General features: G+C 42.1%; 20 protein-coding genes. 10 read left to right on the top strand and 10 right to left on the bottom strand.

Annotation, left to right across the window (positions count from 1 at the left end; translation table 11 throughout):
* Window positions 1-107: 107 nt before the first annotated feature.
* From FLK61_RS14490 to FLK61_RS14475, 4 genes are all read left to right on the top strand, one after another.
* A complete protein-coding gene (locus FLK61_RS14490) occupies window positions 108-797 on the top strand; it encodes a hypothetical protein (RefSeq protein ID WP_176010105.1) in 690 nt (229 codons plus the stop codon).
* A 404-nt stretch (window positions 798-1,201) separates the two neighbouring features.
* Window positions 1,202-2,008 (top strand): pyrroline-5-carboxylate reductase, encoded by an 807-nt coding sequence (gene proC / locus FLK61_RS14485; protein ID WP_176010104.1) that lies wholly within the window; start codon window positions 1,202-1,204, stop codon window positions 2,006-2,008.
* Window positions 2,008-2,409: a secondary thiamine-phosphate synthase enzyme YjbQ gene (locus tag FLK61_RS14480; protein WP_176010103.1), complete on the top strand. Its 402-nt coding sequence runs from the start codon at window positions 2,008-2,010 to the stop codon at window positions 2,407-2,409. The genes proC and FLK61_RS14480 overlap by 1 nt, the downstream gene beginning before the upstream one ends.
* A 16-nt stretch (window positions 2,410-2,425) precedes the next feature.
* On the top strand, window positions 2,426-4,045 hold the full coding sequence (locus tag FLK61_RS14475; protein ID WP_176010102.1) for a putative polysaccharide biosynthesis protein: 1,620 nt from the start codon (window positions 2,426-2,428) through the stop codon (window positions 4,043-4,045).
* A 43-nt stretch (window positions 4,046-4,088) separates the two neighbouring features.
* On the opposite strand, the gene FLK61_RS14470 is transcribed toward FLK61_RS14475, so the two are convergent.
* Together FLK61_RS14470 and FLK61_RS14465 are read right to left on the bottom strand one after the other, a co-directional pair.
* On the bottom strand, window positions 4,089-4,412 hold the full coding sequence (locus FLK61_RS14470) for a winged helix-turn-helix transcriptional regulator (RefSeq protein ID WP_176010101.1): 324 nt from the start codon (window positions 4,410-4,412) through the stop codon (window positions 4,089-4,091).
* Between the two features lie 82 nt (window positions 4,413-4,494).
* Entirely contained in the window at window positions 4,495-5,775 is a 1,281-nt protein-coding gene (locus FLK61_RS14465) for a flavin monoamine oxidase family protein (RefSeq protein WP_176010100.1), read from the bottom strand.
* A gap of 195 nt (window positions 5,776-5,970) precedes the next feature.
* On the opposite strand from FLK61_RS14465, the gene ftsW reads away from it, so the two are divergent.
* From ftsW to FLK61_RS14450, 3 genes are read left to right on the top strand one after another with little or no spacing between them, the layout of a single operon-like run.
* Entirely contained in the window at window positions 5,971-7,167 is a 1,197-nt protein-coding gene (gene ftsW, locus FLK61_RS14460; protein ID WP_176010099.1) for a putative lipid II flippase FtsW, read from the top strand.
* A 24-nt stretch (window positions 7,168-7,191) separates the two neighbouring features.
* Window positions 7,192-8,373, top strand: coding sequence for a rod shape-determining protein RodA (gene rodA, locus FLK61_RS14455; RefSeq protein ID WP_176010098.1), 1,182 nt, complete (start codon window positions 7,192-7,194; stop codon window positions 8,371-8,373).
* Window position 8,374: 1 nt separating this feature from the next.
* Window positions 8,375-9,085: a pseudouridine synthase gene (locus FLK61_RS14450; RefSeq protein ID WP_176010097.1), complete on the top strand. Its 711-nt coding sequence runs from the start codon at window positions 8,375-8,377 to the stop codon at window positions 9,083-9,085.
* A gap of 447 nt (window positions 9,086-9,532) precedes the next feature.
* On the opposite strand, the gene FLK61_RS14445 is transcribed toward FLK61_RS14450, so the two are convergent.
* The 3 genes from FLK61_RS14445 to cysK all read right to left on the bottom strand — a co-directional run bounded on the left by FLK61_RS14445 (window position 9,533) and on the right by cysK (window position 11,248).
* Window positions 9,533-9,751, bottom strand: coding sequence for a DeoR family transcriptional regulator (locus FLK61_RS14445; protein ID WP_176010096.1), 219 nt, complete (start codon window positions 9,749-9,751; stop codon window positions 9,533-9,535).
* A gap of 76 nt (window positions 9,752-9,827) precedes the next feature.
* Window positions 9,828-10,010 carry a putative motility protein gene (locus FLK61_RS14440; protein WP_176010095.1) on the bottom strand — a complete coding sequence of 61 codons (183 nt, stop codon included), beginning with the start codon at window positions 10,008-10,010 and terminating at the stop codon, window positions 9,828-9,830.
* Window positions 10,011-10,330: 320 nt separating this feature from the next.
* Window positions 10,331-11,248 carry a cysteine synthase A gene (cysK, locus tag FLK61_RS14435; protein ID WP_249777741.1) on the bottom strand — a complete coding sequence of 306 codons (918 nt, stop codon included), beginning with the start codon at window positions 11,246-11,248 and terminating at the stop codon, window positions 10,331-10,333.
* 111 nt (window positions 11,249-11,359) lie between these two features.
* Here cysK and thpR point away from each other — a divergent pair, with 111 nt between their 5' ends.
* The 3 genes from thpR to FLK61_RS14420 are packed head-to-tail and all read left to right on the top strand — an operon-like array spanning window position 11,360 to window position 13,163.
* Window positions 11,360-11,887 (top strand): RNA 2',3'-cyclic phosphodiesterase, encoded by a 528-nt coding sequence (gene thpR / locus FLK61_RS14430; RefSeq protein ID WP_176010093.1) that lies wholly within the window; start codon window positions 11,360-11,362, stop codon window positions 11,885-11,887.
* 10 nt (window positions 11,888-11,897) lie between these two features.
* On the top strand, window positions 11,898-12,830 hold the full coding sequence (locus FLK61_RS14425; RefSeq protein ID WP_176010092.1) for a hypothetical protein: 933 nt from the start codon (window positions 11,898-11,900) through the stop codon (window positions 12,828-12,830).
* 51 nt (window positions 12,831-12,881) lie between these two features.
* Window positions 12,882-13,163 (top strand): hypothetical protein, encoded by a 282-nt coding sequence (locus tag FLK61_RS14420; protein ID WP_176010091.1) that lies wholly within the window; start codon window positions 12,882-12,884, stop codon window positions 13,161-13,163.
* A gap of 575 nt (window positions 13,164-13,738) precedes the next feature.
* On the opposite strand, the gene FLK61_RS14415 is transcribed toward FLK61_RS14420, so the two are convergent.
* The 5 genes from FLK61_RS14415 to glgB all read right to left on the bottom strand — a co-directional run bounded on the left by FLK61_RS14415 (window position 13,739) and on the right by glgB (window position 21,873).
* Entirely contained in the window at window positions 13,739-16,171 is a 2,433-nt protein-coding gene (locus FLK61_RS14415) for a glycogen/starch/alpha-glucan phosphorylase (protein WP_176010090.1), read from the bottom strand.
* 14 nt (window positions 16,172-16,185) lie between these two features.
* Window positions 16,186-17,598: a glycogen synthase GlgA gene (gene glgA / locus FLK61_RS14410; RefSeq protein WP_176010089.1), complete on the bottom strand. Its 1,413-nt coding sequence runs from the start codon at window positions 17,596-17,598 to the stop codon at window positions 16,186-16,188.
* 89 nt (window positions 17,599-17,687) lie between these two features.
* Window positions 17,688-18,794 carry a glucose-1-phosphate adenylyltransferase subunit GlgD gene (gene glgD, locus FLK61_RS14405; RefSeq protein WP_176010088.1) on the bottom strand — a complete coding sequence of 369 codons (1,107 nt, stop codon included), beginning with the start codon at window positions 18,792-18,794 and terminating at the stop codon, window positions 17,688-17,690.
* A gap of 14 nt (window positions 18,795-18,808) precedes the next feature.
* Window positions 18,809-19,951 carry a glucose-1-phosphate adenylyltransferase gene (locus FLK61_RS14400; RefSeq protein WP_283811857.1) on the bottom strand — a complete coding sequence of 381 codons (1,143 nt, stop codon included), beginning with the start codon at window positions 19,949-19,951 and terminating at the stop codon, window positions 18,809-18,811.
* Complete coding sequence (glgB, locus tag FLK61_RS14395; RefSeq protein ID WP_249777603.1) at window positions 19,948-21,873, bottom strand: 1,4-alpha-glucan branching protein GlgB; 1,926 nt, start codon at window positions 21,871-21,873, stop codon at window positions 19,948-19,950. Before glgB ends, FLK61_RS14400 begins: the two co-directional genes overlap by 4 nt.
* Window positions 21,874-21,994 lie beyond the last annotated feature (121 nt).

The raw sequence follows: 21,994 nt of genomic DNA, 5'->3' as shown, positions 1-21,994 counted from the left end.
TGATCATGTCACATTAGCAACAGATTTTTAATGAATTGTCTGTTTTATTCTGAATTTTACTGTGGTACACTTCTTGTGGAAGATTTTATGCTAGGAGGTTTTTTACCATGTTAGGACAGCTACGACAACGATTCACCGCTAAAAAAGAGCGGTTTGCAGAAGAGACGCAGGAACGAATTCGCCAATATGCTACTTTAGAGCGCCAAGCTGCTCTTCAAGATATGAAACAGAAACACGAAAGCCAGACGTTATTAAATCAAGCCGTGAGTGAGTATTTGACAACCGTTCACCCAAGCTTTTTATTACACCCAGACGTACACCGCGCAGTATTAAATATGCTATTTGCACGTTCAGAAGGAACGTTCAGCATGTCTATTTCGATGACGAAGGAAATGAGAAAAGCTTATTCGTTCTATCATAATGATTTAAAGCCGTTTATCGTAGCGCTTGAAGAGCGCGGTTTTAGACTAAACGGTAATGAAGAGCTATTTTTAACGTCTTTATTAACGAAACTACGGGAGACTAACTATCGCATGCTTTCGGAGCGATACGGCGACTTTATTTCCATTGAAATGTCGCTATCTGATGCGTTCTATCGGTATTTTGTCGTTGTACCTCGTGAGTCAAGGTTTGAAAGTGGACACTTAGATTTCTTTGCAACGTATTTAAATCATAAGAAAATTGAAGATTTTACGTGGACAAAGAATAAAATGAAGCGCCAGCTACGTCAGTTTGCTAAGCAACATAAGCACCTTAGCCGTAAAACATCTGATCAGCAGCTAGCTAAGTTAGGATAGGTAACGGTAAGGTGGATGCACGGTAACGGTAATTAAATAATGTAGAGAAGGTGCCAATGCGATCATATTGGTGCCTTTTTTTGTCGTGAGGAATGCGGGCGAGGGAAGGGGAAATGCACGCGGAGTGGAGCAGAATGCAGACAGCTAAGGTGGAAATGCACACGACGAGGTGGGAAATGCACGCGGTGCAAAAGAATGACACCCTGAAAGGTAACATGCACGCGCCATAAGACAACGTACACGACGCTCCACTATAAATAGCGTCTCTCCGACACCATCATCCTACAAAAAGCAGCGAGACAGCCACACGAATAATGACTTAGCCCTTTTTTCTGTCAAAAAAAGCTAGCATCATACTTGCGTCAGCGTTGAAAAGTGGTATCGTTGTAGAGAGGAAAGGGGTAATGGTGATGAAGCAGAAACTTTTATTTATTGGAGCTGGCCGAATGGCGGAAGCGATTATTGCGGGTATTGTGAAAACAAACCCTGAGGCGATTGGCTCTATCACAGTAGCGAACCAAACAAATCAAGACACCTTACATAGATTAGAAGAAACGTATGGCGTAGCAACAACAACAGTATGGATGAGCGAGGTCGAAAGTCATGATGCGATTATTCTCGCAACGCCTCCTCACACGCATGATGCGATCCTAAGAGACTTAGCTCGTGTGATTGATCACAAACTTGTTTTGACCGTTGCGGCGGGGATTGATCCAGCGTACATGGAGGAGCGTTTGCCTAGTGGGACTCCGACTGCATGGATTATGCCGAATACGGCAGCGCAGGTTGGGGAATCGATGTCTACTTATACATGCGGAGAGTATGTCACAGCCAAGCATCGCGAATTGATTCAAGCAATATTAGATGCTATCGGCTATTCCGAAGAGTTTCCTCCACAGCTCGTTCATGATCTAACGGCAATTACAGGGAGCGCTCCGGCCTTTTTGTATCATATTGCGGATGCGTTAGAAAAAGCGGCAGAGTCGTACGATATTTCGCAAGAACAGGCACGAGAGCTTGTCATTAAAATGATGAAAGGCTCCATTGCGATGCTAGAAGAAGGGCATGAGCCGAAGGATTTAATTGCGCAGGTGGCCTCACCTGGAGGTTCAACAGCGCAAGGGTTACTCGTTCTAAAAGAAAGACAGGTGCAAGAGGCATTTAAAGAGGCAGTTATAGCTACGAATAAGCATGCGAGAGGAGCGGAATAATGGTTACAAAGCTAAAGCTCTCAACAAATAGTCGGGATGAAATGGTGGATATAACGAAGCAAGTAGCAGAAGTGATTCGTGATCACGGTGTGCAAAATGGCGTGGTGCATGTTTACTGTGCGCATACAACAGCAGGAATTACGATTAATGAGAATGCCGATCCCGATGTGAAAACCGATATGTTACGAAGGTTTGATGAAGTGTACCCATGGGATCATCATCTCGATAAGCATGCGGAAGGCAATACAGCTGCGCATATGAAAGCCTCTACAGTAGGTTCTTCTCAAGCAGTTATTATTCATGAATCAGAAATGATTCTTGGCACGTGGCAAGGCATTTATTTTTGTGAATTTGATGGTCCAAGACAGCGCTCCGTTTTTGTTAAAATTATAGAATCTTAAGTAGGGGACAAGACTCATGTCAGAACAACAGCTTATTAGAGGGACGATGATTTTGAGTATGGGAATTTTTATTACAAAAATTCTTGGACTTATTTACGTGTTCCCATTTACAGCATTAGTCGGTCAGCAAGGACTGGCCTTATATACGTATGGGTACACGCCTTATACCGTGCTTTTAAGTGTGGCAACATTAGGCGTTCCTCTTGCCGTATCCAAATTTGTATCAAAATATAATGCGCTTGGAGACTATCACACTGGTCAACGTTTGCTTAAGTCGGGTCTAATTTTTATGTCGATAAGCGGGTTTATTGCATTCCTTCTTCTATTTTCCCTAGCAGAGCCGATAGCGAATCGTGTTTTAGACGCGGATGATTTAAGTGGGAATACAATCTCCGACGCTGTGTTTGTTATTCGTATGGTGAGTGCCGCTCTGATTGTCGTTCCTGTCATGGCGATTATTCGAGGCTACTTTCAAGGGCATAATTCGATGGGACCGACCGCAGTTTCACAAGTCATCGAGCAGGTCATTCGCATCGCATTTATTCTTCTCTTAACATGGATTATTTTGTATCAGTTTGAGGGCTCACTAGGCACAGCAGTTGGATTCGCCACATTCGGCGCATTTGTTGGAGCGATTGGCGGACTCGTCGTACTCTTATATTATTATAAGAAACGAATGCCGTCGCTGCAGGAGCAGGTAAAAGAGAGTGCGGTGGATCATAAGCTACCGCTATCCACGATGTATAAAGAGCTTATTCGGTACGCGCTACCTTTATCGTTTGTTGGTCTCGCGATTCCGCTTTATCAAATGGTCGATTTATTTACGTTCAACCATGCGATGATCACACGAGCAGGGTTTGAAGCAGTCGAGGCAGAGAGATATTTTGGTGCTTTCCAGCAGGCTTCTCATAAATTAATTATGATTCCTGTATCCATCGCAACAGCGATGTCCTTGACGATTTTACCAACAGTTACAAAAGCACATACGATGAATGATACAGATCGGTTGCAACGAACGGTCACGCAAACGTATCAGATTATTGTCTTTTTAACTGTGCCAGCGGCGATTGGTCTCATGCTTGTTGCGACTCCAGCTTATGCGGCGCTGTTTGGATTTGACGGGTTACAAATTGGGGCAGAGGTGCTTCGTGCATATGCTCCAGCGGCGATTCTTTTCTCCGTGTTTGCTGTTACAGCCTCCTTATTACAAGGAATCAATAAGCAGTATTATGCGATTTTAGCTTTAGTTGCAGGACTTGCGTTTAAACTGTTAACGAACAGTTTATTTATTGGCTGGTTTGGTCCGGAAGGTGCCATCTTAGCTACAACGATCGGCTATGCTGTCGCTGTATTCGTAAATGCTTATGCGATCGGCAAATTTACGAACTACAACTACAAGCAAATCGGTAAACGATTCGTCGTGGTCGCAGCATTTACCCTATTGATGGGCGCAGTTGTAGCATTTTTAACCTATGGATTAACAGAAACATTAACGTTAGATACGCGTATGAACGCGTTTATCGTCTTATTACTTGCTGTCGGAGCTGGAGGAATTGTGTATATGAATTTAGCAATTCGCTCAGGTCTTGCAGGAATTGTATTAGGGGAACGATTTGCGGTATTAAAAAAGCGTTAAAAAAAGGATGTCCGGAGTTGTTGCTCCAGACATCCTTTTTACGTTACTCGTGCTCTTGGTGCATCCATGATTCTGCCCATGATTGAATTTCGTCTAAGGCAGGCTTTAACGCGCGACCTTTGTCCGTTAACGCATATTCAATACGTACAGGTGTCTCAGGATAAACGCTGCGCTCTACAACGCCTACTTCTTCAAGCTGTTTTAGTCGTTCTACGAGCATTTTATCGCTCATACTTGGAATATTTGTTGAAATATCACGAAAGCGTACCGGGCCATTTAAAAGCACGCGAATAATTAAACCGTTCCATCGTTTACCTAATAGCTGAAATGCAGACTCAAACTTAGGGCACATTGCTAATTGTTCCATCTCTCTCACCCCTTTGATGACTTCCTGTAAATTAGTATAACACAGGTACGAACGATAAGTAAGTGTTCGGCTCAGAGAGTTCTTACCCCTTTTTCTTAAGAAAAGAGAGTAAGGAAGTTGCAGCATATTTACCTGCTCGGAGCGCCCCCTCCATATGATGTGCGAATTCCTTTGTTAATTCGCTACTAGCAAACACGGTCCGTGCATATGGCTCACGTAGCAGTTCATATGGGGCGATCATCGATCCATAACGGACAGCAGCTCCGTATCCGCCTCCGCACAGTGGATCGTTGACCCACGTGCTTACGTGTCTACGGGAATAAGTAAATGCACGTTCACCAACAGCTTCTTTAAGCCACTCTTCTGCTATTCTGACTACATCGTCTTCCTTTTTAGTTGCTAATTCTTCTGCGAGATCTGCGCCGATAAACATCGTGAGTCGATTATTTATCCCTCTAGCAGACGTATCCTGCACCGATATTCCTTGAGGAGTCGTGAAGGTTGCCTCCGCCATGTGAATAACCTCATCACGTCCTTTTAGCTCTTCCCAAAACGGGGTCTCGTATTCCCATGTGATTTTAATAATAGAGCCGTTAATATAGCTATCCAATGCTTGCTTGAAGTGTGACACTAAGTTGGATGAATACGTAAGCTTACTCGCTACTGCAGGAGGAACGGCTATGACAACGCCATCTGCCTGATATTCTTGCTTATCTGTCTGGACCGTTACCCCTTTTTCGTCTGAAAAAATGGAACGGGCGGGCTCAGAAAAATGAACAGTAGGAAGTTGCTTGAGTAAATGGCCGACTAAATGAGATAGAGGACCTGCTACCTGGTGCGTTGTGTCATCCTGCATAGAAGCAAACCGTTTATGGATCGATAAAAATCCTGCAGCACTAACAAGCTGAGGGTTCACATTTATTAATTCGCCGTACATACTAGAGATAAGTTGCTGTTCGTCCTTTGTAATATCTAAACGATTATACAGAGAGGAAAGGGGGATGTCTTCCTCTTTCCGTGTAATCACGATGTCATCTAGTTCATCTTCATGATCAAAGAGTTCGTCGCTTATAGGTGCTTGCTCGGGAGCTGCTATACTAATACCGTCAGGCTTGCTACCCGTTTGAACAATAGATAACCCTGCAGATGTTGCAAGCTTGACCATCTGCGTCATGTCGGTATTAATAAACTGTGCGCCTTCCTCTATATACGTGTCATCCTTCTCACTGATCCATGATTTCACTTTACCTCCAGCTTGAGGTGCAGCTTCTAACATGGTGAGGTGGCAGTTTGCGTTCTTTAATGCCGTTGCGGCAGATAATCCGGCTAGACCGGCGCCTATTACGATGATAGATTGTGTCATCTAGAGTTCCTCCTTTACATATCTACCTGTTTCATACCCGTTTTACGTCTATTTTCGACCACAAAAATCATCTAAAACATGAAAGCGCTCTTAACAAAATACATAATGAAATAGGGTTTAACCATCGAATGTCACTTTCTTTCAGAATCATGCTAGTGCTATAATATACGAGTATGACTGTAGGAGGTGAGCGCATTGGAAGCGGAAAAGAGAAAGCTGTACATAGATTGGTATTTAATTACGGTAATCGCCATATTAACAGCTTTTGGGCTTGTGATGGTGTATAGCGCTAGTTTTGTAGAAGGCTATCAGGATCATGATAATATGCGCTACTTTTTTAATAGACAGCTTCAATTTCTACTAATTGGCTCAGTCATGTTTACATTTTTAATGTTTTTCCCATATCGTCACTATCAAAAGCTAATAATACCTATTTTATTTTTATGCTTTGCTCTATTGATTGCAGTTTTAATTCCTGGAGTAGGTAATACCGTAAATGGAGCGACAAGATGGATTCAGATTGGGCCGTTTGGGTTACAAGCATCCGAATTCGTGAAGCTTGGAGCAATCATCTATTTATCGTATATTTATTCAAGAAAACAGGCGTACATAAATAGCTTTTTAGGAGGATTCATGCCACCGCTTATTATTGTAGGTGGATTCTTCTTCTTAATCATGATGCAGCCTGATTTAGGTACAGGAATGTCGATTGTACTAGTTGCTATTTTAATTGCGTTCTTTTCTGGCGCAAGATATCTACATCTCTTTGCGATTGGGTCTGTCGCAGCTGGTGTCATGTACTGGTATGCGAATTCCGAGCAGTATCGACTTGACCGTCTTATTGGTTTCCGTACACCGTTTGAGTTAGAGCAAACACAAGGCTTCCAGCTTGTGCAGTCGTATATCGCGATCGCTCACGGTGGCTTAACAGGTGCGGGACTTGGTAACAGTGTGCAAAAGCTATTTTATTTACCTGAGGCTCATACGGACTTTATCCTCGCCATTGTTAGTGAGGAACTGGGGTTTTTAGGTATCGTTTTTCTTTTCAGTGCGATTTTATTCTTAATCGGGCGAGGTGTCCTTATTGGCGCTAGGTGTAAGGATGCATTTGGAAGCCTGTTAGCATTTGGAATCGTATTTCAGCTAAGTATACAAATTATTTTAAACGCAGGTGCAGTGAGTGGCATGCTTCCTATCACTGGTATCCCATTTCCTTTCGTCAGCTATGGGGGGTCCTCCTTATTAGTTACAATGATGTCGATGGGAGTACTTGCAAACGTATCACGACGTACGGAAAAAGATCGTCAAGAAAAGCGTGGAATTCCGGAACAAGCGAAAGAAGAACCAGCGGTTTCAGCTTCGGCGCGCACATCTTATTCGTATAGTAAATAGAGTTTAAGAAGTAGGTGGAGGTATATGCAAGAGCGTAAAAGTCCAATCCAACAGCTGGACTTCACGTTATTATTCTTTTTATTTTGTTTAATGTGTATAAGTTTAGTTGCGATATATAGCGCTGCATCAACGGAACAGTATGCGGTGCCTGCAAGTCACTTCGTGCAACGACAAATTATTTGGTTTGTTATCGGGACAGTTCTCATGGTCTTTGCCATGATTATTGACTACGAGTTCTTTAAGAATTTTAGTATTCCTTTATATATTGGTAGTATGGTGTTACTATTAGCAGTTAGTTTTACTCCGTTGGGTATCGAACGAAACGGAGCGCAACGCTGGTTGGGAGTCGAAGACCTTATCGCCTTTCAACCCTCTGAATTCGTTAAAGTATTTTTAGTTATTATTCTCGCCCATCTTCTTTACACAATTATGAAGAAACCACGAGAAAAGTCATTTAAATCAGACGTAGTTGTCGTTGGTAAAATATTAGCCGTTGGATTACCACCATTTGCTCTTATTTTACAACAGCCTGACTTAGGTACAGCACTTGTCATTTTAGCCATGATTGCGATTATGATCTTAATGGCTGGAGTAACATTTAGAATGCTTGGTTTATTGGTGTCACTAGGTGCGGGATTCATTGCTGTTTTAGTATGGATGCACAATAATATGTTTGAAGTCTTTAATCGTATTATTCGAGACCACCAATTAAGCCGTATATACGCATGGCTTGATCCGAATGCCAATATTGGCGGAGAAGGCTACCAGCTCTATCACGCTATTCAAGGAATTGGAGCAGGAAGACTATATGGATCTGGTCTTGGAGAAGGTGTAAAAACAGCAAGTGGAACAATCCCTGAAATTCATACAGACTTTATCTTTACTGTTATAGGGGAAGAGTTTGGCTTTATAGGAGCAACCGTATTACTAATTGTTTACTTCCTCTTGCTTTATCGCATGATTATTATTGCATTTACGTGTAATAATTCTTTTGGTACGTTTATCGTAGCAGGTGTTGTTGGTCTTATCGTCTTCCAAGTTTTCCAAAACATCGGTATGACGATTGGTCTTGTCCCTATCACAGGTCTTGCGCTACCGTTTGTTAGCTATGGAGGTAGTGCACTGGTTACCAACATGCTCGCCATAGGGCTCGTGCTCAATGTGAATATACGGACGAAGCACTACATGTTTGGGGAGGAGGAGTAAGATGCGCGCAGATAAATTACTCTCCCACCTTGGATATGGAAGCCGTAAAGATGTGAAGCGTCTGTTAAAGGAAGGCGCGCTTGTCGCGAATGGCTTGACGGTGAAAGACGGCAAGGTGAAGGTCGATCCTGACAAGGACGAGCTCATGCTTTACGGAGAGCCAGTGGAGTATCGCGAATTCATTTACATCATGCTTCATAAACCTGCTGGGACAGTCTCAGCAACAGAAGACACGAGGGACCAAACAGTCATTGATTTACTCGGACCTGATGAAGTACTGTTTGAGCCATTCCCAGTTGGCAGGCTCGACAAAGATACTACAGGCCTCTTATTATTAACAAACGACGGTAAGCTCGGGCACCGCTTAACCTCACCAAAACACAAAGTCGATAAAGAGTACCGCGTTCACTCAAAGCTTCCTTTGACCGAAAACGATGTGGAGGTGCTTGAGAGCGGAGTGAAATTGGACGATGGGTATGAGACAAAGCCCGCTAAAGTTCGTTTTGAAGGGGAAAAGCGAGACGTGTTTTGGCTAACAATTCAAGAAGGAAAGTTTCATCAAGTTAAACGCATGCTTGAAGCAGTCGATAATAAAGTGACAGCTCTAAAAAGAGAGCGTCACGGTAGCCTACTTTTAGATGAAACGTTAAAGCCAGGGCAATATCGTGAGCTAACGGAAGAAGAGCTACAGCTACTCATGGATGCAGATTAATACGTATAATTGATCGAGCCACTCTTAAAGAGGGGCTCGAGTTTTTGAGAGAGGTGAGAGGAAGGCTATATAGGTGATCTTCGGCACGAAGTCCATAATTTTTAAATGGGGGAGATAAAATGTGAATGCGGAACATAAATCCAGAATGAGGCACATAACTAGGGTGATCCTCCACACGAAGTCCATATCTCTTAAATGCGGAACATAAACCCAACACGAGGCACATAACCTTATTAAAGTACTTCCATTAACCCTGCACTACATAGCAAACCTTATTAACCAACCATTAACTAGCGCGAAAACGTCAATCATTCTTATGATATGATGGCACTTCGCGCATAAGGCACGATTCGCAATCATCTTAAGCACTCCGCTCCAAGGCATTCCTTTTTTAAAAACAAACAAAAAAGATGATCCTGCATGAGGATCATCTTGCGTTATATGGGATTATGATACCTTTGTCTTTTTCTTCGTCGTTGTCCATACACCGCGTTCATGACTGATAACAAGATCGTTGTATTCAAGCACATTAAGATCTCGCTGAATCGTACGTTCGGTACAACCGAACTCCTCAACCAGCTCCTTGGTGGAGACACTACCATTCTTTTTGATGTAAAGGTAGATTGCTTTAATTCGAGTCAACATACGGTCGGTTGAAGGCTTCAAAAAACCACTCCTTATTGTTGTCGTCACCCTACATATTCTTTAAAAGGGCGATAAAACGAAATTCGCGAATGAGGTATTACGCTTTCCAGTCAATCTGCTTGCCCGCATATGGATGTGGGGCAGGCGAAGTCTCATTCATCTTATCAAGCATATGAATACTTGCGGCAGCTTGAGTTTGCAGGGAGCTTTGTAAAATACTAAGGCTCACGGTGTGCTGTAGCTGTTGCGTTTGTGCATTCATCATAGCACTGATCGTCAAGAGAACTCCCTCCTTTGCATCTATTCTACCCTAAAACATAATTAAGAGTAAAGTATTCTCTCTGTAAATTATTTTAATTCCCTGTAAAAATGCATGAATATGAAGTAAAAACCGAACATTAGAATAGCAAAAAGTACTAATTGTACTGGAAATAGGGGTAGAAAGACGTTTTTGCATCATTTACTCACTTGCGTAATAAGTATATTCCCTTTATTTCAAATAAATGAACATCATTATAGTGAACGTGTGTAAAATTTATAAATAGATTATAGCGCGAAATTAAAAATCCAGCGGCATCAATGCCACTGGATCTTAAAAGATTACCCTTCAAATTGAAATAAGTCAGTTGACAGGTAGCGTTCTCCTGTATCACAGGCGATACATACAACGACATCATCTTTTGTTAACCTTGATGCTACTTGCAGAGCAGCGTAGCAGGCGGCGCCGGAGGAAGGGCCAACTAAAATACCTTCTTCACGAGCGAGTCTACGTGTTACCTCATATGCATCCTCATCCGAGATTTGAAAAATTTCTCCATATACCTCTTCGTTTAAAATTGGTGGTACAAATCCTGGAGACGTACCAACAAGCTTATGGGGACCTGGTTTTCCACCTGATAAAACAGGTGAGCCTTTTGGCTCTACTACGTGCACTGTTAAATCTTTATATACCTTTTTGAGCTCTTCTCCTGTACCAGTAATCGTCCCTCCAGTGCCAGAAGTCGCGACAAACGCGGAAAGATCCTTCCCGATTTGCTTCATGCCATCGATGATTTCAAGAGCTGTTGAACCACGGTGTGCGTCAGGGTTAGCGTGGTTTTCGAACTGCATCGGAATGAATGCGTTAGGAATCTCTTTAGCAAGCTCCTTTGCGCGCTCAATTGCACCAGGCATTTTTTTGTCTCCAGGGGTTAATTCTACTTTAGCTCCGTAAGCTTTTAGCAGGTTAATACGCTCCTGAGACATCGTATCCGGCATCGTTAAGATGGCCTTATAGCCCTTAGCGGCAGCCGTCATGGCAAGTCCAATGCCAGTGTTGCCGGACGTCGGTTCAATGATAACGGAGTCCTTTGTTAAAAGACCGTCCTTCTCTGCTTGTTCAATCATATTCGATGCTGCGCGATCCTTTACACTTCCGCTCGGATTCATAAACTCTAGCTTTAAATATACCGTAGCGTGATTTGCTCCTGTTAGATGACGTAGCTTAACAAGAGGTGTATCACCTATTAGTTCATTCATATTCGTCACTACTTTAGCCACTGCGGTCATCCTCTCTTTATACACTTCTCTATTATCGCTTATAATTGTATCATAGCGATTTTAAGCGTTAAAGCAGGGAGGACTATTCAGATGCATCACTTTATCGGTATTTCAGCAACACCAGAGGTTGCGTCAGCGGGTGTTGCAGCAAGACTTGACATGATTCACCAGTATAATGTGTTACCGGACCCACGTGATATGCATATTACATTACTGTTTCTTGGTGGTTTTGAATTCGCAAAAGTGGAGGAGTTATGGGATAGAATCGCTACCATACCAAGTCCTAGCTTTCCCCTCACATTTTCTAAGCGAGCGAGCTTTGGACTTGCGACACGTCCTCGCGTGCTATTTTTAGCGCCAGAGCATTCCAACGCCCTCCTAGATCTCCAAGCTATGGTCAGAAAATCGGGTGATGACGTATCATTTGAAGGAGACAGAAGACCCTATCATCCGCATATGACAATTGCTAAAAAGTGGAGAGGAGTGGAAAGGACCGCTCCACTTGACGATATAAAGATTAAGCCCGTCACGATGACAGTTGCGGAGATCCATCTCTATGAGATCCGAATTGGAGAAGTGCCGAGATACGAGAGAATACAAACAAAGAGGCTAGAATAGGGGGACACACATGGCGCAACTATTGAAACTATCAGATTACGTGTCACGTTATGAAATAGATATGTATCGCTACCCAAGTCGCTACGTACGACTTAAAAAGGAGCGGTGGACGAGACTTAAACAAGATTTTGATGCAACCCGTAAAGGGCTTGATTCTCTCCCTTTATATCATCAATACGAGGAAGAGGACTCCTTATTTAAAAAGGCGATCAATCGCTTTAGGAAGAAAAAAACAGAGGATAATATTCCGCTCCCAACAAATGAAAATCTGAGACATAAAACGCTCGATGAGCTCAAGCTCTCGTTTAAAGAGGAGCTCTTTCAATTTCAGTTAAACTGGGCAAGCTCTACTGTCTCTGAAATTTCGCCAATTAAACGCGCCTACGAATTTGATACTTTACTGCAATTTTTAGTGAAAGAACTACCTGATACATTTTTTATCATGTACGAGCCGGTGCTGTACGCAAGAAAAGCGCCTGTTGAGATGGATATTTTGATCATCTCACCTACTGATATATGGCTCCTTGTCCCATTAAAAGGATCCAAAGACGCGATCTTTACGATCGAGTCCGACCGATATTGGACGAAGCAGGAGAATGGAGTAGTAGAAAAGTTTTTACACCCATCTATTCGGTTAAAGCGAATGAGGACAGTGCTAGAACAGATTTTAGAGGATGTCGACCATACGTTAACGATTCGTCAAGGTATCATCGCTAAAGACAGCTTTATTGATTTGCCCCAAGCTAGTCAACGCGTGCAACTCATCGATAAACGCACGATCCAACGTTTCCGCCAAACGCTCTTAAAAAATCAAAGTCCTATCAAAAACGCGCAGCTCAAAGTCTCCGATAAACTACTTATGCACAGCATGACAGTCTCCCAAAGTCGACTTCAGGAAGAAATAGGGGAAGATACGGTTGAAAATGAAGGAGACATTAGGTAATATAGGAAAGGTGCTAAAATTAGAGACGTATAAAAGAGGGGCGAATTGTAAGTGACAGAACGAGATACATTACACCTTTCTATTCGTCGAGTGTTTGACTGGAGAGGAAGTACAGGAATAGAAATTCAGCCACAGCAAACGGATTTACTCGTATATGCTGGAACGATTCGAGAAGCGCTGGCTGACCTAGAGCAACTAATGGACGAGCGTCAGCAAGACGCATTCATTCGCGCCTACAAGCAATATCATATTGAACCACCGATGTCTGTCGAAGAAAAATGGCATATAGACGAATCCTTGCAGACATGGGTAGCAGAAAATAAAGGGAGCTAACACTCTCTTTCTACAAACTAAAAAGCAGTAAACGCTGGATGAGTAGCGTTTACTGCTTTTTTTACTTTTAAGGAGAAAATCGAGTAGTGGAGTCAGGCATTCTTTTTGACCGTGTGCATTAAATTTGACCTTGTGCATTTCACGGTCCGCGGCGTGCATTTTCACCTTGTCCCTGTGCATTCTTTATCGCGTTGTCTGCAATTCACCCTGTTCTATGTGCATTAATTTTGACCGTCTGCATTACGTGGTCCGCGACGTGCATTTCCACTATGCTAGTGTGCAAATAAGGTCGCGCTGTCTGCAATTTACCTTCGATCGTGTGCATTAAATTTGACCGTGTGCATTCCGTGGTTCGCGACGTGCATTTCCACTATGCTAGTGTGCAAATAAGGTCGCGCTGTCTGCAATTTACCCTCGATCGTGTGCATTAAATTTGACCGTGTGCATTTCGCACTCCGCGACGTGCATTCCACTATGCTGGTGTGCAAAAAGGTCGCGACACGCGCCTCTTCAACCAAAACAAAAAAGCCCTCCCTTATAAAAGGAAAGGCTCACTAACTCTTATAAATACTCTCTTACTGCTGCGACTGGATCTTCCAGATCTCAGACGCATACTCGTGGATCGTACGATCACTTGAAAACTTACCAGAATACGCAATGTTCGTGACACTCATTCGCGACCACTGTCTCTGATAACGATAGCTTCTCTCAATTAATTCATGCGACTCAATATACGGATCAAAGTCCTTCAGCACAAAGTACGGATCATTATTCGTTAAGATATGATAGTAAATGTCTTTAAACTCAATCTCTTGAGAACCGAAACGACCGTGCTTTAACTGATCCAACACAAGTCTTATGCGGTCATCCGTGCGATATAAATCGTTGGCATTGTATCCACCGTATTTATAGTAATCCAACACCTCATCAGACGTGAGACCAAAGATAAAGATATTATCATTACCAACAAGATCTTTTATCTCGATGTTAGCTCCATCAAGCGTTCCTACAGTAAGGGCGCCGTTCATCATCATCTTCATATTACCTGTACCAGAAGCCTCTTTACTAGCTGTCGAGATTTGTTCCGATATTTCAGCAGCAGGAATAATCTTTTCCGCCAAACTAACGTTATAATTCTCGAGGAAAATCACTTTAATCTTATCGCCAATATCCTTATCGTAGTTAACGACAGAAGCAACGTGATGAATCAGCTTAATAACTTCCTTCGCCATATAGTAGCCAGGCGCCGCCTTAGCAGCAAAAATAAACGTTCGAGGCACGATATCTAATGAAGGATTCTCTTTAATCTCATTATAAAGATAAATGACGTGAAAGATATTAAGTAACTGGCGTTTATATTCATGCAGGCGTTTAATTTGTACATCAAAAATCGAATCTTCATTTACGATGACGCCAGTACGATCCTTAATCACCTTCGCAAGGTCCTGCTTATTCGCTCGCTTTACTTCCTCAATTTTATCAAGGAACGGCAGATCGTTCGAATATCTCATTAGACCAATTAATTTGTTAGGCTGTGAAATCCACTGGGGACCAATAGCGTCTGTAATAACAGACGATAGACGAGGATTCACCTGAAGGAGCCAGCGTCTATGCGTGATGCCGTTCGTTTTATTGTTAAACTTAGAAGGATAGAGTGAATAAAAATTCTTCATCTCCTGCTTCTTTAATATCTCTGTATGAAGCTTCGCTACTCCATTGACACTAAAGCTACCAACAATCGCGAGTCTCGCCATATGCACTTGATCTTCCGCAATGACAGCAAGCTCCGGAATCGTTTCGCGCAACTCTGGGTGATCAAACCAAATACCTTTACAGAAGCGCTCGTTAATCTCATCGATAATCATATAAATGCGTGGAAGAAGAGATTTAATCATATCCGTCGGCCATTTTTCTAACGCTTCACTCAGCGTCGTATGATTCGTGTACGCGATTGTGTTGCGCGTGATCTCCCATGCTTCATCCCAGCTGAATCCTTCTTGATCCATTAATATTCTCATGAGCTCAGGTACTGCTAAGCTTGGGTGCGTATCATTGATTTGGATCGCTACTTTTTTATGAAAATCGGAGAGAGGCGTCTCCATATATCGTTTGTATTTACGAACAATATTTTGGATTGTTGCAGAGACTAGGAAGTACTGTTGCTTTAATCGTAGCTCTTTCCCCTCATAATTAGAATCGTCTGGATATAAAAAGCCGGAAATTTGTTCAACAGAGCGCATATGGTCAAGGTGATGATAGTATTTATTTTCAGCATTTGGCTCATAGCTTTCATGCTGGGGAGGAAGCTCTGCACTCCAAAGTCTTAAGGAGTTTACCGTGTTATTTTGATAGCCGACAACGGGTACATCATAAGGAACTGCTACAACGACATCCGCACCTTCATAAGAGAATTCGAGCGTATCATCCTGCTTTTTATGCATATGAACGTGCCCACCAAACTGAACGTTAAGGGCATCATCACTTTTACGTATTTCCCACGGATACTCTTCTTTTAGCCAATAGTCAGGGAGCTCTACTTGGTTCCCGTGAATAATGCGTTGTTCAAATAGTCCATATCTATATCTAATTCCACTGCCATGACCAGGGTATTTTAACGATGCCATAGAGTCTAAGAAGCATGCAGCAAGTCTACCTAAACCACCGTTACCAAGGCCTGCATCATGCTCGTGTTTATAGACATCATCAGGCGAGCGTCCTAAGTCCTCTAAGAGTTCATTACATATAGTTAGCATGCCACAGTTTTGTAGGTTACTCTCAATTAATCGTCCAATAAGAAACTCCATCGAGAGATAATAAACCTGTCTTGTTTGGTTGTCCTTTAGTGCTTGATCAGTAGCAAGCCAGTTTGGCGTAATCTCGTCAGTAACAACGGCTGCAATGGCATAATAAAGATCTTGGTCGCTTGCGTTATCCATAGTTTTACGACGATTTCGCTGGAGCTTTTCTTCAACTAGCTTTTGGAAGCTTTCTTTTGTATGAGTAGACATCTTGTTTCCTCCCTTTAGATGAGTGACCGGTAAATATCAGCATAGGAGCTAGCGGAATCTTTCCAGCTAAACTGACTCTTATTAACGTTCTTTAAAAGTTGCTTCCATTGTTTACTATCATGATAAATCGATAGGGCATAGTGCATCGTATGAAGGAGCTCATGAGCATTATAGTTTGCAAAGCTAAATCCGTTACCTTCTCCCGTATCCTGATTGAATGGAGTAACAGTATCTTTTAGGCCACCAGTCTCTCTGACGATAGGGACAGTCTTATATTGAAGAGAGATGAGCTGTGATAAGCCACACGGTTCAAACTTAGATGGCATGAGGAAGAAATCGGCACTCGCATAAAGCTTTCTTGCCATTGCTTCACTAAATCGCAGGATCGTTGCCATTTTACGTGGGTATTTTCCGGCGAAATAGGAAAAGGAGTGCTCAAAAGCTTGGTCGCCTGTACCTAAAATGATCACTTGGACATCCTCTTGCAAAAAGTCCTCCATAATATGCTCAAGTAAATGGAATCCCTTTTGCTCAACTAGACGAGATATAGCAACGAATAGTGGTTTGTCCGCGTCAACATCAAGACCTAGTTCTTCTTGTAAAAGTGTTTTATTCTCCTGTTTTTTCTTGCGAGAAGTCTTAAACGGAACTTCAATATGAGGGTCCTTCATCGGATTATACTCATTTGTGTCAATTCCGTTGATGACACCAACAATATCCGCATCACGTTCATGTAAAATAGGGTGAAGGCCTTCGCTATAGTAAGGTTGCTTAATTTCTTCGGCATAGCTTGGACTTACTGTCGTGATTTTATCCGCATGAAATAAACCTGCCTTCATGCAATTGATCATCCCTTGCCATTCAAAGCCCGGGAAATGCTCAATAGGAATACTAATCAAATCACCAAATGCGGTGTGAGGCATATACCCTTGATATTGAATATTATGAATCGTAAAGACTGTCTGTAAATTAGGTGTTGGCGGAATTGTTTTTGCAAATGCAACCGCAAGACCTGTTTGCCAATCGTGACAGTGGAGGATGTCTACAGCCACTTCTAAATAAGGAAAGGCTTCTATAATAGCTCTACTAAAGAAAATAAAGCGTTCGCCATCATCATGGTAGCCGTATGTACCACCACGGGCAAAATAGTAGTCGTTCGCAATGAAATAATACGTAATTGCATCGTGCTCAAGCTTGAGCAAGTGAGCCTGCTGGTTTCTCCAACCGACAGGAACTTGGAAAGTGGCTACATGAGAAAGCTCTTTTTTATACTCCTCTGGAATAGCCTCGTAAAGCGGCAAAATCACCTGAACGTGAGCGTGATTGCCTGCCTTAAGTGCTTGAGGAAGTGACCCAATGACATCAGCTAGTCCACCTGTCTTAATAAAGGGGGTGCATTCAGAAGCCGCAAATAACACATTTTTCATCGTATCTTATCTCCTTTATCAGTAAAAAGTCTCTCAACATCAGAATGTCCCAAACCGTCAGTGGTGGGACATTCTTTGGGTGATGATCATTAGATTGTCTTTCTCTTCGCAACTACGTAAGGCATTTCCTTTGATCCCATTAACGTTTGTCCACTTGTGACAACGACATCCTTATCAAGGATGACATTTTCTAAATGAACGCCCTCTTCGATCGTACATCGTTGCATGATGATAGAATTTTTTATGGTAGCTCCATTTTTAACCTTAACGCCTCTAAATAGCAAGCTATTTTCTACATTCCCTTCTACAACGCATCCGTTTGCGAGTAAAGAGCCTGTGACTTCAGCGCTCTCGCGGTATTTCACTGGGGGCTCGTTGCTGATTTTTGTATGAACAAAGGAGTTTTGGAAAAAGAGACCCTTATAGGTAGTAGGCTTAAGTAGATTCATATTATGTCTAAAGAAGCTTTCTACAGAGTTAACAAAAATAGAGTATCCTTCGTACTTGAAGTATTGCACCTTTAAAGAATCTAAATTACTATTCACACCATTTAAGAAGAAATGATCCTTATGATAGGCGATACATTCGTCAATGAGCTTCATTAATACCTCTTTTTTAATAATGTATACGCCAGTAAACACATGCTGGTTTTGAAGATCATTCGTAAGCTTTTGAATCCAGCCATCCGAACTAGCCTCAATGCGTAGCTGAGAGGCGTGCTCAGGTAAGCACTCGTTTACGCCAACGGATATACACGTAACATCGGCATCTCTTTCAAGGTGATACGCAAAAGCCGCATCGTAATCTGTGTTTGCAATAAATTGACTACCAGAAATTAAGACGTGCTCTGCTTTTGAGCGGTGGAAATAATCACGGTTATTATGGAAATGCTTTAAGTCTCCGCGAGAAATATCAGTTGGATCATTCCAGTCTGGAGGGAGGATGAAGAGACCACCGTGTCTGCGTGCTAAATCCCAGTCTGCTCCTGTACCAAGATGGTCCATCAAAGAACGATATTTATTTGAGGTGAAAATAGCTACCTCTTCTATGGAGGTTTTTGTCATGTTAGATAGGGTGAAATCAATCAATCGGTAACGTCCGCCAAAAGGCGTTGCTGCTCCGCATCGGAAATATGTTAGTTCGTTTAAAAAGTCATGTTCATGCTCCAAGTTAATTAAGCCCATTAATTTTGCCATGATTGATTCCTCCTCTAGTTGTTTATCAGCTGTGAGACATAGTTTGCATCAATAACGATTGGTTCTTCCTCTTTTTCGCCATCGATGACTGTCCCGTCAGGAATAACTACGTGCTCCATAATAATCGCTCGCTTAATCGTACAGTTTTGTCCAACTTTCACTTCAGGATGCAAGATCGATTCCGTTACAAATGACTTGGAGCCAACTTCGATTCCTTCAAAGAGAATAGAATTTTTAATGTGGCCACTAATCCATGAGCCTGAGTTAATTAAGGAGTTTTCCACGATTGCTTGCTCATCAATAAATTGAGGAGGGTAGTTCGTATCCTGTGAATAGGTGCGCCATTCTTTATTATTTAACGAAACAGATAGATCTTCTTCTAAAAGGTCCATGTTTGCTTCCCAATAGCTTTGGATTGTTCCTACATCCTTCCAATAGCCTTGGAAGCGATACGCGTACATTCTCTTCCCATCATTTAGCATCGCAGGAATAATGTCTTTTCCGAAGTCGTGATCGCTGTTTTCGATCGTTGCATCGTTTACTAAGTAAGAGCGAAGGGCCTTCCAGTTAAAAATATAAATGCCCATGGATGCTAAATTACTTTTAGGGTTAGCGGGCTTCTCGTCAAATTCGTAAATCTCAAGATCGTCGTTTGTATTTAAAATCCCGAAACGAGATGCTTCTTCCCATGGCACTTCAATAACCGAGATCGTTGCATCTGAGTCATTTTCTTTGTGATGATCTAATAGGTCATCATAATCCATTTGATAAATATGGTCGCCTGAGATTACAAGAATATATTCTGGATCATACTGATCAATGTAATGGATGTTTTGGTAAATAGCATCGGCAGTTCCTGTATACCAAGACCCACCTTCTTTTGCCGTATAAGGGGAGAGGATTGCGACTCCGTCCTGCTGACGGTCTAAATCCCAAGGTTTACCGATCCCAATATGCTTGTTTAAGATAAGTGGAGAATACTGCGTCAACACCCCGACAGTATGGATTCCTGAATTCGAACAGTTTGATAGGGTAAAGTCAATAATGCGGTACTTCCCTCCAAATGGCACGGCTGGCTTTGCTAAGCTTTTTGTTAGTAGTCCTAAACGCTTTCCTTCTCCTCCAGCTAAGAGCATACCTACGATTTCCTTCTTCATGCTAATTCCTCCTCGTTGTTAGTCATTTCTTCTGGTCGCTTTTGTAGAACAGTTAGTGCAAAAGGTGGAACTTTTATTTTGATATGCTGATCAAGCCCATGCCATTTCTGGGGGAAACTAAAGTGTTCATCTGAATTAAGTTGATGAGACCCTCCGAACCTATCTGTATCAGAGTTAAAAATCTCCTGATACGTTCCTGGACTAGGAACTCCGACTTTATAATCGTAGTACACGTTTGGTGTGAAATTACAAAGAATAATGAGTGTATCTTGATCGGTTTCGCCCTTCCTCATGAAGGCCACAATACTTTGATCTTTATTATCTGGATCTATCCATTCAAAGCCTTTAGGATCATGATCATAAACATAAAGCGCGGGCGAATCTTTATAAAAATGATTTAGCTCTTTTACATAAGTCTTCATGGCATCGTGCAACGGATATTTAAGAAGGTGCCAGTCTAAATCTTCCTGATCCTTCCACTCTATATACTGCGCGAATTCACCACCCATAAAGAGAAGTTTCTTTCCTGGGTGTGCCATCATGTATCCATACAAGAGACGAAGCTGAGCAAATTGTTGCCATTGGTCTCCAGGCATCTTATTCACTAACGACTTCTTGCCGTGGACAACCTCGTCGTGCGATAGTGGCAAAACAAAATTCTCACTGTACGTATACATGTAGGAAAATGTTAAGAGGTGGTGATTCCATTTACGGTGAATTGGATCCATTTCCATGTATTTGAGCATGTCATTCATCCAACCCATATTCCATTTAAAGTTAAAACCTAGCCCGCCTACATAGGTGGGAGAAGTAATGAGTGGAACGTCGGAGCTATCTTCTGCCATCATTAAAATATGTTCGTCAAATGCAAATACCGCTTCATTTAACTTTTTTAAAAAGGCAATTGCTTCTAAGTTTTCTTCTTCACCATACGTATTTTTTATTTCAGGATCATCATCTAGGCGATCAAAATTTAAATAGATCATGCTCGCAACGGCATCCACGCGAATCCCATCAATGTGAAATTCTTTTAGCCAGAAGAGGGCATTTGAAATAAGAAAGCTTTGTACCTCTGGTCTACCAAAATCAAACGTCAATGTGCCCCATGACGGTTTATCCGCTTTTAATGGATCCTTGTACTCGAAGAGCGGCTCTCCATCAAATTGTCTAAGACCGTGTTCATCCTTGCAAAAATGCCCTGGCACCCAATCCATAATGACGCCAATATTTGCTTGATGACACTTATCGACGAAATAGCGAAACTCATCTGGTGTTCCATATCTACTTGTGACAGAATAGTAACCAGTAATTTGATATCCCCATGATAAATCAAAGGGGTGCTCAGACAATGGCATAAGTTCGATATGGGTATAACCTAAATTTTGTATGTATGGAAGAAGCACATCTGCCATTTCCGCATACGTATAGTAGGAGCCATCCTCTTTTTGCTTCCAGGTCCCAAAATGGAGCTCGTAGATGGAAATAGGAGATTCATAGGGAGTGTAATGTTGCCTGTTTGACTGCCATTCATTATCTCCCCACTCATATACAGAAGAATGTGGGGTTAATGACGCTGTCTTCGGACGAAGCTCTGATTGAAAGGCGTATGGGTCCGCTTTAAGACCATTCCATCCGCTTTCATGATAGAGGTGATACTTGTAAGGAGTTTGCGCCGGGATATCAGTGAAGAACCCGGTCCATAATCCTGCAGCATTTACTTTTTCAAGAGAGTGGGAGGAGCCGTTCCAATTATTAAAGTCGCCAGCAACTTCGACGTGTGTTGCATGTGGAGCCCAAACGGCAAATCGGTAGCCTCTTTTTGTTTGATCCTGCACAAAGTGGCAGCCGAGAAATTGATAGGAGTGAAAATGAGTTCCCTGATGAAAGAGGTATATGTCTTCTTCTAGGATGTCTACTGTCAAAGAAATCAGTCCTTTCAATTTAAGCATAGAAATCTTCTAATTCTATACATTCGATACAAAAGTAAAAATACCTTTCAGAATTGTGATAAAATTGTCTAATTTTCACCTTTTTTCTTAAACT

This window comes from Paenalkalicoccus suaedae, from assembly GCF_006965545.2.
Taxonomy (GTDB): domain Bacteria; phylum Bacillota; class Bacilli; order Bacillales; family Salisediminibacteriaceae; genus Paenalkalicoccus; species Paenalkalicoccus suaedae.
This window is presented reverse-complemented; position numbering and strand designations above follow the sequence as displayed.

What these genes read in the sequence shown, in the direction of transcription:
- FLK61_RS14425 (WP_176010092.1), top strand. Translation starts at nt 11,898, where the DNA reads ATGGCGCAACTATTGAAACTATCAGATTACGTGTCACGTTATGAAATA.
- glgA (WP_176010089.1), bottom strand. Translation starts at nt 17,598, where the DNA reads ATGAAAAATGTGTTATTTGCGGCTTCTGAATGCACCCCCTTTATTAAG.
- FLK61_RS14475 (WP_176010102.1), top strand. Translation starts at nt 2,426, where the DNA reads ATGTCAGAACAACAGCTTATTAGAGGGACGATGATTTTGAGTATGGGA.
- rodA (WP_176010098.1), top strand. Translation starts at nt 7,192, where the DNA reads ATGCAAGAGCGTAAAAGTCCAATCCAACAGCTGGACTTCACGTTATTA.
- FLK61_RS14450 (WP_176010097.1), top strand. Translation starts at nt 8,375, where the DNA reads ATGCGCGCAGATAAATTACTCTCCCACCTTGGATATGGAAGCCGTAAA.
- cysK (WP_249777741.1), bottom strand. Translation starts at nt 11,248, where the DNA reads ATGAATGAACTAATAGGTGATACACCTCTTGTTAAGCTACGTCATCTA.
- FLK61_RS14470 (WP_176010101.1), bottom strand. Translation starts at nt 4,412, where the DNA reads ATGGAACAATTAGCAATGTGCCCTAAGTTTGAGTCTGCATTTCAGCTA.
- thpR (WP_176010093.1), top strand. Translation starts at nt 11,360, where the DNA reads ATGCATCACTTTATCGGTATTTCAGCAACACCAGAGGTTGCGTCAGCG.
- FLK61_RS14415 (WP_176010090.1), bottom strand. Translation starts at nt 16,171, where the DNA reads ATGTCTACTCATACAAAAGAAAGCTTCCAAAAGCTAGTTGAAGAAAAG.
- FLK61_RS14400 (WP_283811857.1), bottom strand. Translation starts at nt 19,951, where the DNA reads ATGAAGAAGGAAATCGTAGGTATGCTCTTAGCTGGAGGAGAAGGAAAG.
- proC (WP_176010104.1), top strand. Translation starts at nt 1,202, where the DNA reads ATGGTGATGAAGCAGAAACTTTTATTTATTGGAGCTGGCCGAATGGCG.
- FLK61_RS14465 (WP_176010100.1), bottom strand. Translation starts at nt 5,775, where the DNA reads ATGACACAATCTATCATCGTAATAGGCGCCGGTCTAGCCGGATTATCT.
- glgD (WP_176010088.1), bottom strand. Translation starts at nt 18,794, where the DNA reads ATGGCAAAATTAATGGGCTTAATTAACTTGGAGCATGAACATGACTTT.
- FLK61_RS14490 (WP_176010105.1), top strand. Translation starts at nt 108, where the DNA reads ATGTTAGGACAGCTACGACAACGATTCACCGCTAAAAAAGAGCGGTTT.
- FLK61_RS14480 (WP_176010103.1), top strand. Translation starts at nt 2,008, where the DNA reads ATGGTTACAAAGCTAAAGCTCTCAACAAATAGTCGGGATGAAATGGTG.